This is a genomic window from Rhizobium sp. RU35A (assembly GCF_900156005.1).
Lineage (GTDB): Bacteria > Pseudomonadota > Alphaproteobacteria > Rhizobiales > Rhizobiaceae > Neorhizobium > Neorhizobium straminoryzae.
The window spans coordinates 1-14,292 of record NZ_FTMR01000029.1 but is presented as its reverse complement, the minus strand read 5'-3'; the positions used below and the strand labels follow the sequence as shown (position 1 = coordinate 14,292).

The window sequence follows — 14,292 nt, the reverse complement described above, 5'->3', positions numbered from 1 at the left end:
TCGCTCATGAAGGGCTCATCGGCACCACCGCTGACCTGAGCCATAACCCCGGAAAATTCCAGCTCCCGGTGGCCCAAAATCGGGGAGCACGTCACGCTTCCCAGCTTCAGCCCGGCGGCGAACTCGATGATAGGCGAGAACATCGTGTCGGTCAGGTTGCCATACCGTCTTGCCGCAGGCTTCCGAAAGAAAACGGACCCAGACCAGGACGTCATAACCATAGGCACGGAGAGAGTGGCGGGAGCGCACGCCGTCGAGGGGGAGGTCCAGAAAGAAACGATCAAGATCGGGATCGTAAAGCTTGCCGTCCCGCAGGATCATCGGAACATGGGCATCAAGCCCATCCGTTGATCGGCGCTCCTGAATGGAGATGTTCGAAACCGTCGTTACATTGTCCACAAGTTGTTCAACCTTCCCCCGGACCCCCATCCGGGGAGCCAGCATCAACGAAGGAGTTCAACTCGGCCGGCACTCTCCAGGCCGGCCTCCGCCAGCTATTTGGGAAGCGCTGCGTCCGGCCTGGAAAGCGCCTCCGTCAGCGTGTGCATCAACCTAAGCATGAGGCTGAGAGTCGGTGCAGACTGTCAAGATAAGGCGATGAGCTCTTCACGGGCTCGTTCCGTCCTGTCCTTTGCATAGCGCGACAGGTCACGGTCGACGCGATGTTCCGCCGCCGTCCAGTGCGTCGCCTCATGGCTGAGGACGGCCGCGTAACCGGCAGCATCGCGGAACGCCTCAAAGGGCGGCATCTGGATATAGTCCATGACAGGTGAGTAGTAAGCCTGATTGCCGCCGTGCCGGATGACTGCGCCCGTCGCTTTGAAGAAGCGATCGGCGCTCTCGATGCGCTCGACGGGATCCCGCACCTTGGCCGGCGGGGCATAATAGGTGTCAGGCAGGCCATCGATCTGCTCGATATTGAACACCGAATATGCCTTCAGGAACGGGATTTCCCGATCCACATCGTTGCCGCTCCCGTCGGCCACGGATTTGGTGAACCGACTGGCGAAGACCACCGTCGAGCCTGTTTCACCCTTGCGGACTGCTCCGCCCAGTTCCAGCGCCTGCTTGAATGTCATCCACATCGAAGAGGAGAAGCCGCGCGACAGCTGCTCCGACCACAGCAGGAGCACGTTCATACCGGAGTAGGGCAGGCCGTTATGGCGCACCGGCCGGGTAACAGGACCACCGGTGTTGGCGGCGCTCCACGGCTTGATCCAGGGGCGCACGCCCTGTCCGAGATCCTCGACGATCCGCTCAGTAATCCGCGTGTAGATGTCGACGCGATCGGTTTCCGTTTTCCTGATCATGACTTCCTTCTCCTTTTCTCAAGACCGCGCCTGTCGCGGTCCGTCACGGAGGTCCGACGCCAGGAGCCGGAGGCCGAGCCCATGCACCGGAACGGCCGCAACAGCGTGGAGGACGGCAAAGCCGTTGCTTGGGCGCCCGGCTCATGCAGGACCGCCGAGCGGGACGGGACGCGACGGGCACGTCTCCAGCTTTCCCTCTCGACACAAAAAAGGCCGGCGCAGTCGGGCGCCAGCCTCTGATCAAGAAGAAAGGGCGGGGTTACCCCCGCCAGCGGCATCAACCGAAGGCCGCCATCTGAGCCTCGGCCGCCTTTCGATCGAGGGATGCGCCGGGGTTCTCGACCGGCCGGTCGAAGGGCTTCCAGGTTTCGCCGACAACCTGTTCGTAGGCGGCCACTGCTCCCTCGGCCGCCATCCGCAGCGCATGGGACTGGACACCCATGTCGGCTGCGAATTCCCGTTTGCGCTGGGCGGCGCTGTCATAGCCGACCGGACCGTCGAGATCCTCGTCGCGGGGATCATTGGCTGCCTTGGCGGTCGCGTCACGCGCCTCGGTAACCGCGCGGGAGTAAAACTGTCCAGCGCCATGCGCGGATCCGACGAAGGCTCCGACAATGCGCTGCAGGTGGATCTGCATCGCTCTCTCGCCCAGTCCTTCGGAAAGGCTTTCGGCGGTCTCGACGATCAGCCGCTCATGCAGGCTGCGGATGCCATCGCTGTCGATGATGGCCGTGCCGAAGCTTTCGGCGATCTTGTGCGCCTGGACGGCGTCGGGGCAGGAGAGGCGGACCATTTCGAGGGTGGTCCCGCGGCGTGATTGCGCCGTTCGGGCGGTGGAGCGATTAGGGGTGGCGGGCTTGGCCATGTCTGTTCCTTCCGTGGCTGCCGAAGCGGTTCCGGCCCGTGCCGGTCTGCCCTTCGATGCGGGCACTCAAGAACCGGCAAAGGACGGGCGGCTTCACAGGTCCGATCCGACTGAACCAGCAGGACAGGTTTGCGGGCCAGCAGGGCTTGACCTGAGCAGACCGCGGGCCTGGCCTCGCGCCGAGAGGTTGGATCGGCCGCTCTGCGGCGCGCCAGCGGCCTTGAAACGACCGGCCGCCGGTTCAGACCGCAACGAAAAGAAGGGCAGTCCGGCACGGGTTCGATATCAGATGCACGCCCACGAGGGACGATATGGGCAAGCCCGCCACCCTGGGAGATGTCGTGGCTACAAGATGACCAGATGCCATCCAGCGCACAGCCCATTCGAGGTCCACCTACCCCGCCACCGACGAAAAAGGCGCATCACCGCAATGCTTGAGCGCGTCGATGATCTGCGCGTGCACCACCAGCCTTGATGCGAGCGTGTCGAGTTCGCCCCACCGATCGAAAGCCAGGCGATCGGCCAGCTCCTGATGGTAAAGACGGAGACCAGACCGACGGCACGCCCGGCTCCGGACCTTCACCGTGATCGTCTGCCGCCCGGCGCGCGCTGCAATCTGCCGGGTCAGACAATTGAGATGCTGCAGGGTCTCACGCCGGGCGCCTATTGCCTTGTCCAGCGGCTTTAGAGCGAGGATGTCGATCATGACCCATCCTCCCGACCTCGCCAGCCGATGAAGGAGGACGGCCCATGATACTGGGCATGACGGACGGGATTTATGACGAATCCGAACCGACCACGCCCGGCATACTCGTCGCTCGGCACCAGGAAGCGACGCTCATCGTCGTCAGTTCGTCGGTTGCCGCCGACGACCGCCACGACCTCGGTCATACCTGGGTGATGCTCGGAGAAGATCGCCGAGGTGACGACGTAGTCTGCCGCATGGCGTTGATAAAACGCGCGGCAATCCTTGATCCAGCTTTCGCCTTCGGTCAGCTTTGCGCCGTTGATCGCCTCCCATTCATCAGGCCAGGTATTGCGAATGGTCTTTTCCGCCGCGGCCCGCTCGTGAGCAGTGAACAGCTCCGGAAAGCTGAGCGCCACGATCGCCCATTCGCAATCCTCCTCGTACCAGGGGGTGTCTTTGCGCAGCAACGGGTGGATTTTTGCATTTCTGTCGGCAGAGAGGTGAAAACCACCGTGGCCGGCCGTGCTATGAGCGATGATGCCGTCGGCATAGATGATCGACATCTGCGAACCGCCCCAGGGCGTGCTCGCCGATATGCGCGTCTGCACGCGGTTCAGCGCAGCGAGGTCACGTTTGTGGCCAGCCGTTTCGGCGACACGCGCTCGAAACTCGGCCTCGTCGGCCACCCGGCCGTCGTGTCCGATGAAATCGCCGCGCGTCAGCTCAACCAGCGGCCGGCGAACGAAGACGGCGCTCGCAAGGAATGCGAAACCGCTAGGCGCTCTGACCATGGCAAGGACAAGGTCATCAACGCGGGCGACCAGCATTCCGTCAGCGCTGGTGGCGAACTCCACCCCCGAAAGATCGGGGGTGGATGCGGCGACTTTCGACTGGACAGTCGCGGTCATGCTGCTGCCCTCTGGTCGAAGTCCTGGTCGTTCTCTTCGTTGGCTGCGCCGTCAGCGTCGTGCGGATCGTACTGATCGACATCCTCTTCGACCGGCCCCTCATGCTCTTTAGCCGAGGTGCCAACATTGCCGTCTTCGTCATCCTGGGAGCCCGTACCGATGACGTCAGCGGTAGCACCTGCACGAATCCAGTCGAGCAGCTCGTCAGCCGCCGGAGCGAAGCGACCGGAAGGATGGACGAAGCGTTTGCTCGCGAAATGCTCGACGAGCGCTGCGCGGGTTTCCCGGACCTTTTGCCGTGGCTGAATCGATGTCTCGGCGCAAGACGCTTCCAGCGCCTGACGCGACAGGCACAACAGGAAGTCCTCCGAACCCATGTTGGGAAGGAACTCGTCGGCGCCGATCGCATCGCCTGCGATGCGCGCGACCATGCCGCTGTTCGATATGCCTCGGCGGCACGACAGAACATCGATGAGGACCGAGCGAACGGCAACCCGTAGCGTGTCCTGATCGAAGGCGAGCTTGCCATGCTCATCGAACAAGCCGACCGCATGTCGCGAGAAACGCTTGCCGCCATAGAAGGTGCCACCCGCACCGGAGTCGACGCGGACGTTCTGTCCCGCGAAGGCCAGCACCATCAGCGCCATCAGCATGTCGTCCTCGATCGGCGCGCGACCGAGCGCATCGTGGAGCGCATCCGTGCGGAAATCGCCGATCATGTCGTGGCCCTTCTGGGTCACATCGGGCCGGACCTTCGGTGTGACGTTGGCGTCATCACCGCCACCGACAGAGCCGTCACCAGCACTGCTCATTGGCTTCGCCACCTCGGGCATGCGATAATGGATAGTCTGCACTTTGCCATCGCGATCGAGGTACATCGCAGCGTGGTCGAACTTGGACGGCTTGCCGTAGACTTGAGACGCCTTCTTCGGAATTTCCGGCTGGCCCCAGCTGTTGACCTCGACGATCGCACCCTTCTTCGGCAGATTGTTCGTCATCCATTCATGCTGGGCACCGAGGAACCCTTCGACGTTCGTGGTATAGCGACCATCCTGGTCGGCTGGCGCGAATAGATCCTCGACCCATTCAATACCGTAGGCCTGAGCGAGATCATCTCCAAAGCTCGCATCTTTGGCATACATGCGCTTCTTGGTCAGGGCGTTGGCGATCTGCCACCAAGGCGCCGTGTCCCCCTTCTTCGGCTTGTGAGCTTTCCAGACCTCCTTCTGGTCGACCTGGCCGGCAGCCGCGATGACGCGCAACTGCTGTTCGGACGGCATATCGCCCAGGGCCATCTGTTCGAGCATGGCCGGCAGGACGTTGGCGAGCAGGCGCAGCTTGCGGATCTGGCGGACGGGAAGGGCGAGAGCGACGGCGATCGCTTCCTCGGTCCAGCCGAGGGCTACGAGCCGCTCGATTCCGCGCCATTGGTCGACCGGGTTAAGGGCTTCACGAACGCTATTTTCGACCATGGAGCGCATCGCGCCGTTGTCGTTGGCCGCATCGACAACCAGAATTTCAATTTCTTCGAGGCCGGCGGCAATGGCGAGCCGGACGCGGCGATGGCCCGCGTCGATGATGTAGCCGTTGCCACCATCGCCTTCGGGCGCGACGACAGGCGGCTGGACGATACCGACGGCCTTGATGGTAGCGAGCATCAGCGCATCGGCCTGCGGCGACGACTTCGTCTGGCGCATCCGGTCAGGATTTTCCTTGAGTGCGCGCGGGTCAACCTTCATGATCTGCATGGGATTTGTCCTTGTCTGGAGGGTTCCGGACCGGCGCCTTGCCAGCCCTTCCTGTCTTCATTTCTTCGAAGACACCTCCCGGACCGCCGAGCGGCCGGACTGCTGCAACTGCGGCCGAGCATCCCTGCTACGCTGGACAAGCTGGGCTTAAAGCCCAGCGAAGGACGAGTGGCCGGGATGGCGCAGGCGGCGGTTGAGCGATAGCGACGGCAGGAGGACCGATCGGCGATAGGCAATTTCCTGTTTTCTGTCTCCCTTTCCTCCCATTTCAGGTTACTTTCAAACCGATGCACGTGAGTTGGAAAAATATTTCAGCGGCCGGCGATAAAATCCCAAGTTTCTTTCAAAGCCGGTTTGAAGTGGCCTCAAACCCCTCTTGAAGCCTCTTCAAAGTCCGAGCTTTTGGGCAAGAAATGCCATTTCTTGAATGAAAGGCCCCTTCGGGCGATGTGCGGCAGCAAGGCAGCGCTGATTTCTTTGCTGCAAGGTGCGCCATGAACAACCCGATCGACTATCTGTCAATAAAGCTCCTGGGTATGGAGGCGTCCGCGAGCGGGCACTTTGCGATTGCTGCCGTGGTTTTAATCGCGTTCGCACTGTTGGCCGCTCGATCTCGGAGCTGACATGCAGACGGAAAGTGCAACGGCGATCTGGGGCAAAAAGAAAGGGCCGACGGAAGACCGCGGCCCATGAAGTGTGGAGATCTTGAACCTCCAGAGGGGAACAGCTGCTGCGACGGAACTGGGAGGTGACCGTCATGTGCATCAGCTGCAGGCCTTATGCCTGAATTTTGACCAGACGGAAAACATTTATTGTGCAATGCAGCTATGCGGCGGCTGCGTTGGTCTCGTCGTCCAGATCCTCCGCCAGCCGGGCCTCGATTGCCCTAAGCTTTAGTCGCTTTTCCTTCAGATCATTGGCAAACGCGAAAACACCGCCGTCACGCGACCGGTAAGAGGCCAGACGGCGTTCGGCTTCCTCCAGCCGCCGCCGATACTGACGCTGCTCGTCGTCAAAGCCATCGAGCGCATGCTCCAGACGAGAAATAGCGCCAAGCGGCGTGACCGTAATTGCCAAGTCGATCTCATAGTCGGCGCCGGTGCGCTGGAGGAGGGTCTCGAAGCGATAGCCATCCCCTTTGCCAAAGCGCTCGCCCTCATAAACCAGATCGAAGCCACCGATCGTCGCCAGATGCACCTCGCACTCCTGCTGCAGCTGAAGCAGCGTCAATATCTCCTTCATCAGCGCGCGACCGGCCTCCTTGCGCTCGGTATGGTCCTGACCGAGCACCGTCATGGTGAAGGCATCGCCAGTCGTCGGCCTGAGACGCCCGATATCCTGGCCGATCTCGGCGATACGCCGGGTTGATACCTCCATCTCACGCTCTGCATCCCGCATCTGCCGACGGACAGCATATTGGTCGTCCTCGTGGGCGGCCCTCAATCGTTCAAGCCTGGCAATATCGGCCTCCAACCCCGCCTTCTGCATCAGCCGTTCGTCGCCTGACGCAATGGCCTTGGCCATCGCAAACTGGTTTGCCGCGCCTTCACCGACGTCCTCCAGCCGCCGGATTGAGGTGTCGCCGGAGAGCGCGGCGGCGATGAACCGAGCTTTGCGCTCGTTGTTCTGCCACATGGAGGCGTCGAGCGAGCCCTCGGTGGCATAGGCGAAGATATCGACCTCGTCATGCTGGTTGCCCTGACGCACGATCCGGCCCTCACGCTGCTCGATCTGCGACGGCAGCCATGGCACGTCGAGGTGGTGGAGAGCCTTCAGGCGAAGCTGGGCGTTGACCCCCGTGCCCATGGTCTCGGATGAACCGATCAGGAAACGGACCTTGCCGGCGCGGACATCGCCGAACAACCGTTGCTTGGCTTCGGTCTTCTTGTAGTCCTGCATGAAGGCGATCTGTGATGCCGGCACGCCGAGCCGGACCAGTTCGTTGCGGATGAAGCGATAGGCCGAGAAGCCACGGGTCTTTTCGACGTTGAGCGTGCCGAGATCGGAAAAAATCATCTGCGCGGCGCCTGGCAGCTCGAAGTCCTTGCCATCGGGACGACGATAGGTCGCTTCACCAGTTTCCTTCCAGATCCTGTAGGCATTGCGGATGAGCAGATTGAGTTTGTTACCTGCCTCGTTCTCGGCCGCCGGTATGACGAAACGCAGGTCGATCGCCGCGTGGCGACCATCCGTAATGACGGAGAGCAGAATATCGTCGCCCGGCTTGGCCGACCCCTCACGGTTCTCGATTGTCTTGATGCGCGCGTCCAGCATCTGCTGATAGGTCTTGAACAGGGCGGTCGGCTTGGCCGTCAGGATCTGCCGCCGCCCGGTCGAGATGTTGGGCACCTTCACATATTGCCGGAGATCCTCTGGCATCACGACATCGGCAAACGACCGGAACATCGCAATCAGTTCTGGCACGTTGACGAAGGAGGCAAATCGGCTGACCGGCTTGTATTTGCCGGATGGCTGGATTTCGAGTTCGGTCGTCGTATCACCGAAGCACGAGGCCCAGGCATCGAATTCGTGCAGTCCTCGCTCGGCAAGTGCCTCGTGACCGAGCAGGCGCTGGATCGAAAACATCTCGCCGAGCGTGTTGGTGATCGGGGTACCCGAGGCCAGCACCAGGGACCGGCCGGGATTCTTCGTCTCGATATAGCGGGACTTCACATAGAGATCCCAGGCACGCTGCGAGCCGTTCGGATCGATGCCCTTCAGCGTCGACATATTGGTGGCGAAGGACAGTTTTCGGAATTCCTGCGCCTCGTCGACGACAATCTGGTCGACGCCGATTTCCGAAATCGTCAGCAGATCGTCCTTGCGAGTGGCGAGTCCCTCCAGACGCTCTTGCAAACCTTCCTTGAGCCGTTCGAGGCGCTTGCGTGAGACGCGATCCTCGCTGTCGACTTTGATCAGCAGATCCTCATAGAGCTGCAACTCATCCTGGATCATCGCCTGTTCAAAGGTTGAGGGAACCGCGATGAAGCGGAAAGCGGAATGGGTGATGATGATCGCGTCCCACGTGGCGGTCACCGCGCGCGACAGGAAACGGGCGCGCTTGTCCTTTGTAAAATTGGTCTCGTCGGCGACAAGGATCCTCGCGTTAGGATAGAGCGCCAGGAACTCGCGGGCGGCCTGTACCAGGCAGTGGCCAGGAACAACGAGCATCGCCTTGGCGATCAGACCGAGCCGGCGCTGTTCCATGATGGCGGCCGCCATGGTCATCGTCTTGCCGGCGCCGACAGCATGCGCGAGATAGGTCGAGCCATCGGCGATAATCCGCCAGATACCGCGTTTCTGGTGCCCATAGAGAGCAAGCGCGCAGCAAGCGCCCGGAAGTTTGAGATGGGAACCGTCGAATTTGCGCGGCGCGATATTGTTGAACCGATCGTTATAGTCCCGCGCCAGCCGGTCGGTGCGATCGGGGTCCGTCCAGACCCAGTCCTGAAATGCCTGCTTGATCCTCTGCAGCTTATCGCGCGCCGCCTCGGTATCGACGACATTGAGAACCCGGCGTTCGCCGTCGGCATCCTTGAACACATCAAAGATCTGTGGGACCCGGCTGTTCAGAGCATCGGCAAGCAGTTCACCGGCATGGCGGCGGCTGGTGCCCCATTCCGATGTGCCGGCGGCGCTGTAACCGAGCTGGCGCGCCTCGACCGTCCAAGAGCCGAGTTCCGGCATGTGATGGATGCGGATGTCCGCCTCCATCTTCTCCTTAACGAAGGCGACGACATCGGAAGCCGGGATCCATGGCGCGCCAAGACGCGCGGTGATGTCGGAGGGGCGAAGATCGGCCGGCTGAACATCAGTCAAGGCGCGGACATTGCGCTCATAGGTCGGATCGAGCTCGGCCGCGGCCTGCGCGGCGGCCAGCTTGGTGCGGACTGCACCGGAAAGATATCCGTCGGCTGCCTGCCACGATCCATCGACCGGGTCACGGAAGATTGCCTCGCCGAGCTCGTCGACCACATCTGCGGGATCACTATGCAGTAGCTCGGCGATATGATCGATATCGACGTACCCGCGCTCGTTCAGCACGACAGCGAGCGCGTCTGCCGGCGACGTTATGGTCGGCGCCGCCGGTGGCGCAATAACCCGTTCGGAAAAAATCGGCCCCGGTTTCGCCGTGTCCGTCTCCAGATCGTAGTCCTCGATCGAGGCGACCAGCCAGCAATCGAGATCGTCACGGAACGGTGCGAGGTTCAGTTGGCGATGCGTTTCCTTGACCTCGCCGGTCTCGATATCCTCCTGAACGGATACGACTGTGTGGTTGATCGGCCCGAAATCACGTACGAAGCTCGACCAAGCGATCCGCAGCCGTACCTGAAGATCACGCCAGGGTCGATCAGTTTCCTGTGCCTTCAGCACCTCGCGGACGGCATCCCGGATTGGGATGAGCTTTGAGATGATCCGGACGTGCTTTTCCGAGATGCCATCTCCGCTGCGGCCCTTGCGGACGATGACCGGCACGGCCGATCCGTCGAGCATCTGCATCAGGCCCTTCGACCGGTCGAGGAAGAAGCTGCCCTCGCGAACAGTCCCGCCTTTCGGCTGCAGATCGACGATCTCGCCGAGTTCTTCCTCCAGATCAATATCGATCGGTGTCGGCTCGCCATCGTAGAGATCGGCCGGCAGAAGTTCGATGGCATCTGCGAGGGCCGTTTCAAGATCCTCGCCGTCGCGGGGCCGGCATGTGTAGGTCTCGCCGAACGGGCCGGAAGTCAGGGCATGCGTGCCGAGTACGAAGTCGGGATGACGGGCAAACCACCTATTGACGCGGATCGCATCTTCTTCATCGGTGGCCAGCCTGATCTCATCGACATCGAGCCACAGCTGATCGCCTTCAGGCTCACCGAGCTTTCGCTTGCGGAAGAAGAGGATGTCGACGACGACATCCGTGCCAGCATCGCGGCGAAAACTGCCCTCGGGCAGACGAATGGCCGCGATCAGGTCTGCGGACTTGGCGATATGCTCGCGGGCTGTCGCATCCGCCTTGTCCATCGTCCCATAAGAGGTGACGAAGGCGGCCAGTGCGCCGGGCTTCAAGAGATCGATCGACCTGGCGATGAAATAGTCGTGCAGGCGAAGGCCGAGCGCCCGGTAGGCGCGGTCTGAGCGAACGGTCCGATCGGAAAAGGGCGGATTGCCAATGGCGAGATCGTAGATCGGCGCCAGATCGGTGCGCGCGAAGTCGCCATTGATGATGCGCGCCTTCGGCTGCAGTAGGCCGACGATACGGGCCGTGACCGGATCGAGTTCGATCCCGGTGACGTAGGCCGCGTCGCGATATTGCTCCGGCATCAGCGCCGGAAACAGGCCTGTGCCAATGCCCGGCTCCAGCACCCGGCCGCCGCGCCAACCAAGCCTCTGGATGCCTGCCCACATCGCCCGGATGATGAACTCCGGCGTGTAATGCGCATACTGCGTGCAGCGAGCAAGTGAGGCATAGTCCGCTTCGGACACTGCGGTCTCTAGCGAGGAACCTAGACTGTCCCAGCCGTTGCGGAAATCGACCTCGCCCGGCCTACGGAACATACCATTGGCCAACTCACTGGCGCCGAAGCCAGTGAAGCGAATGAGCTGCGCCTGCTCTTTGGGCGTCGCGGGCCGGTTCTGCCTGGCGATGCCGTCGGCAACGAGGATTGCCGCGACATTGGCACGGGCGCGATCCTTCCAGCTGGCGCCCAACGCGCGGTCGCCGTCAAGATAGAAGTTTGCCCGAGACCCCGCTCGCCGAACAGGTGCGGCAATGACGGGGAGGGCAGGGGCTGGTGCGGGCGGAGTAGGATCCGGGTCGTCATCATTGGCAGCACCCGGAGAGAAACCGCCGAACGCGGTTACACCAAGCCCAAGGCCGGAGGACAGGGCAGAGCTGCCGAACATGTCGAGAGTGAAGGGATCGTTGCTCATAGGAAAGGCTCCTTTGGTATGGGAACGAGCGCTGTCGTTCGGTCGGACACCCAACCGGTTGCCGCGCAGATTTTGCGAAAGTGAGATCTGGCTCAGGCGGCCAGGGGTGCAGGGAGGTGGCGCAGATGCACCGGCAGCTTGGCCGCGATTTCTTCGTCGCTGAGCGTATCGAGCAGTTTCAGGAACGCGCCTTCCTTGCCGCCATAGAGCATGATCGTGCGATGGCCCTGCATCGGCTTCGGCCGGCGGGAGCCGGCATAGCCGCGATAGTCGTCCGCAGTGGTGCTCCAGATATGTTCGAGCCGTTCCTCTCGGCTCATCGCCAGAACCGGCCGGGTTTCGCGGTCAAGGATCGCCGAGCGCATCGCCTCGACCGAGTTCGGATCGGACAGGTCGCAGTAGGCGTGGAAATAGCGGACGGCGTTATCGATCCAGATCGCGTAGAAGACCGAGGTCACGGAACCGGTCATGAACTCGCGCATCGCAAATATCGGACCGCGCATCCAGAGGGGTGGAAGGATGTCGAGCATGTAGGTGTATGAGGTCTCGTCGATCTCAAACCATTCTCCAGCATAGGTGGCCGACTGATGACCATCAAATCGATCTGGGCGCTTGGCGTGCCGGTCGAACATCCGGAACATCTCGGCGCGTTTGGCAACACCTTGAAACACTTTGCGGGGGAGGGATATCGAACTCATCAGCTTGATCCTTTCGGGGTTTGGGGACCGAAGGCAGCACTGTCGTTTCGACCTCACCATCCTCTTCAGTCCTTCATGACCCCTCCCGCGTGGCTGCGTCCGTGTCCGGCTGGGTCAAGGGCCGGCGTGCCGGGCGAAGCCTCCCTTGATGCGGCCGGCGCGCATGCGGCAGGCCTCATCTTCTTTGCCATCTTCTTTTCCCGTCTCTCCTTATCCTTGGCTTTCAGAACCTCGTTCCAGTCCTCTGTCGGCGGACGGAGCCGCTGCCAGTCACAGCCGGACGCTTCAGCGACCGCACGCAATCGTTCTGCGTAAATGTCCCCTTGGGAATTAGCATCCGTGGCCGCGACCAATGTCAGTCCGGGTCGCATAGTAAGCTCGGCAAGCGTCGCATCTGTCGCCGGTGACCACCCGCCGCCTGTGCTGAGATAGAGCGTTCTCTCGCGCGAACCCTCGAGCGCTGCGAGGCTCATCGCGTCGATCGCGGCCTCGGTGACGCAAAGGCGGTTGGCGTCACTCCGACCCAATCGGAACAGAAGCTTGGATCCCCCGGTCGAGAACCCGCGCCATTTGGGTCCTCGCTCTTCCCAACCGACCACTCGGCCGTGGCTATCGACATGCGCCGCCCACATGCTGCCGAAAGGTCCTTCCCGCAGGATGTCTTCTCGAATGGCCTGCCGGATTATGGCAGGCGGGATCAGGCGCTGCCAAGATAGATAGCGCCACGCGCCCGATCCGGGAAAAGGCGAGCGCCGGCATCGCCAACGGTCAGCAATGGCCTCGTCTGACACTGCAGATCGCGACGGACGCCATTCCGGCCGGGAAAGCTGAAACCCGACCAGCGCTGCGACAGCGTCCGCAGCGGCCGGGAACGTCATCTTTTCCAGAAACATCGCAAGGCCGAAGACGTCACCCTTCTCATCACCCAACGGATCGAACCAGCCTCGGCCCTCATGGGTCACAATAATGATGTTGCCACCGTGCCGATATTTGACGGCTCGACGGCTGCTTTCTTTCAGATCGATTTCGTAACCGGCTCGTTCCAGCACGGGTTCGCAACTCACCTTGGCGCGCAGCGCCTCCAACTCTTCTCGCTTCATCTTCCCTTCGGTTGCAGCGCGACCGTCCCTTTTTCCCTTCCCGCAATATGCGGGTCACCTCTGTCCCGCCGCGAAGAGCGGAGGGGGCAAGGGCGCAGGGCGCAACTGACAAAAGTTGCAGCAGAGCGCTGCGGCGAAGCTTCCCTTGCGGTCGACAGGTCGCCAGCGGCAGGAACAGGCGGGTCTCAATGAGACCCGCGCGGGAAGTATTCATGCACGATCTCAAGGTCGTCTTCGTCATCGAGTTCGTCGGACGGAAGGACGCCGAATTCGTCGCCGGATTTGAACAGGGTGATGGGAACCATCAGGTTGTTGCAAAGGTGGAAGGCGTGAGACTGGGCGAGAGAAAGATCGTATGCCATCTTGAGGTGCTCCATCGGAAGCGGGCCAATTCCCGCTGATGGCTCCTCAAAGGAATAGGGACGGTCGCGATCACCGCGGAGGCGCAGACGGAGCGGCGGCAGCTTGCTAGCCGACCCCTTGAGGGTTGATCGACGGAGATCCGGACCTAGTCCAAGACGCCATCACAAGATGCGGGATCGGTCTGCTTTCAATGGAGCGAGATCTCGGCGCTAGACGTTCGACGTTCGGGTGTCTCAACAGTTCGCAGACGAAAACGAGTAGAAGGCACCATCCCGGGTCACCGAGGCACTTTTCCTGTTTATTTTCCGCTTGCTGGTTCCAGTTTGAATGCAACTTTGCTTCGAAGGTTACACGCATTGCCTCTCCAGAGCCGATAGATGTCTGCTGAACATCTCCTTTGGTGTTTGAAATCTCAGGCACTTGCGCGGCGTGTCATTCAGCCTGTCACATAGGGAGCGGATCTCCTGGTTGCTGACATCCAGCACAATCGTTTCCGGCGGCAGGTATCGTCGAACACGCTTGTTTGTGTTCTCGACCGTGCCTTTCTGCCATGGAGCTTGGGGGTCGCAGAACCAGGCGGTCGTTCCCATACCGTGCTGTAATACCAACCGTCGTTGATGCCGACCCGTGGGATTCCCAAAAGCGGACGAATCTGAATCTCTGTGGCAAACAGGAGGTTTGCGATGGGTTCAGCGC

At 61.5% G+C, this 14,292-nt stretch carries 8 protein-coding genes and 2 pseudogenes; all 10 read right to left on the bottom strand.

Annotated features, from left to right (window positions below; translation table 11 throughout):
* Window positions 1-93: 93 nt before the first annotated feature.
* A pseudogene (locus F3H95_RS26515) lies at window positions 94-429 on the bottom strand (site-specific integrase); the annotation flags it as partial.
* Window positions 430-593: 164 nt separating this feature from the next.
* Window positions 594-1,310 (bottom strand): annotated as a pseudogene (locus tag F3H95_RS26510) (ArdC-like ssDNA-binding domain-containing protein); the annotation flags it as partial.
* Between the two features lie 277 nt (window positions 1,311-1,587).
* Window positions 1,588-2,175: a hypothetical protein gene (locus F3H95_RS26505; protein ID WP_149748174.1), complete on the bottom strand. Its 588-nt coding sequence runs from the start codon at window positions 2,173-2,175 to the stop codon at window positions 1,588-1,590.
* 394 nt (window positions 2,176-2,569) lie between these two features.
* Window positions 2,570-2,881, bottom strand: coding sequence for a hypothetical protein (locus tag F3H95_RS26500; RefSeq protein WP_149748173.1), 312 nt, complete (start codon window positions 2,879-2,881; stop codon window positions 2,570-2,572).
* Window positions 2,878-3,771: a hypothetical protein gene (locus tag F3H95_RS26495; protein ID WP_149748172.1), complete on the bottom strand. Its 894-nt coding sequence runs from the start codon at window positions 3,769-3,771 to the stop codon at window positions 2,878-2,880. Before F3H95_RS26495 ends, F3H95_RS26500 begins: the two co-directional genes overlap by 4 nt.
* Window positions 3,768-5,519 carry a ParB N-terminal domain-containing protein gene (locus F3H95_RS26490; protein ID WP_149748171.1) on the bottom strand — a complete coding sequence of 584 codons (1,752 nt, stop codon included), beginning with the start codon at window positions 5,517-5,519 and terminating at the stop codon, window positions 3,768-3,770. Before F3H95_RS26490 ends, F3H95_RS26495 begins: the two co-directional genes overlap by 4 nt.
* A gap of 825 nt (window positions 5,520-6,344) precedes the next feature.
* Window positions 6,345-11,435 (bottom strand): DEAD/DEAH box helicase family protein, encoded by a 5,091-nt coding sequence (locus tag F3H95_RS26485; protein WP_149748170.1) that lies wholly within the window; start codon window positions 11,433-11,435, stop codon window positions 6,345-6,347.
* Between the two features lie 92 nt (window positions 11,436-11,527).
* Complete coding sequence (locus F3H95_RS26480; RefSeq protein ID WP_149748169.1) at window positions 11,528-12,133, bottom strand: DUF1419 domain-containing protein; 606 nt, start codon at window positions 12,131-12,133, stop codon at window positions 11,528-11,530.
* A 65-nt stretch (window positions 12,134-12,198) separates the two neighbouring features.
* Entirely contained in the window at window positions 12,199-13,233 is a 1,035-nt protein-coding gene (locus F3H95_RS26475) for a DUF3991 and toprim domain-containing protein (protein ID WP_149748168.1), read from the bottom strand.
* Window positions 13,234-13,418: 185 nt separating this feature from the next.
* Window positions 13,419-13,595 carry a hypothetical protein gene (locus F3H95_RS27325; protein ID WP_188134505.1) on the bottom strand — a complete coding sequence of 59 codons (177 nt, stop codon included), beginning with the start codon at window positions 13,593-13,595 and terminating at the stop codon, window positions 13,419-13,421.
* Window positions 13,596-14,292 lie beyond the last annotated feature (697 nt).

Excerpts from the sequence above, each read along its gene's own strand:
- F3H95_RS26505 (WP_149748174.1), bottom strand. The coding sequence starts at position 2,175 with ATGGCCAAGCCCGCCACCCCTAATCGCTCCACCGCCCGAACGGCGCAA.
- F3H95_RS26500 (WP_149748173.1), bottom strand. The coding sequence starts at position 2,881 with ATGATCGACATCCTCGCTCTAAAGCCGCTGGACAAGGCAATAGGCGCC.
- F3H95_RS26490 (WP_149748171.1), bottom strand. The coding sequence starts at position 5,519 with ATGCAGATCATGAAGGTTGACCCGCGCGCACTCAAGGAAAATCCTGAC.
- F3H95_RS26495 (WP_149748172.1), bottom strand. The coding sequence starts at position 3,771 with ATGACCGCGACTGTCCAGTCGAAAGTCGCCGCATCCACCCCCGATCTT.
- F3H95_RS26475 (WP_149748168.1), bottom strand. The coding sequence starts at position 13,233 with ATGAAGCGAGAAGAGTTGGAGGCGCTGCGCGCCAAGGTGAGTTGCGAA.
- F3H95_RS26485 (WP_149748170.1), bottom strand. The coding sequence starts at position 11,435 with ATGAGCAACGATCCCTTCACTCTCGACATGTTCGGCAGCTCTGCCCTG.
- F3H95_RS27325 (WP_188134505.1), bottom strand. The coding sequence starts at position 13,595 with ATGGCATACGATCTTTCTCTCGCCCAGTCTCACGCCTTCCACCTTTGC.
- F3H95_RS26480 (WP_149748169.1), bottom strand. The coding sequence starts at position 12,133 with ATGAGTTCGATATCCCTCCCCCGCAAAGTGTTTCAAGGTGTTGCCAAA.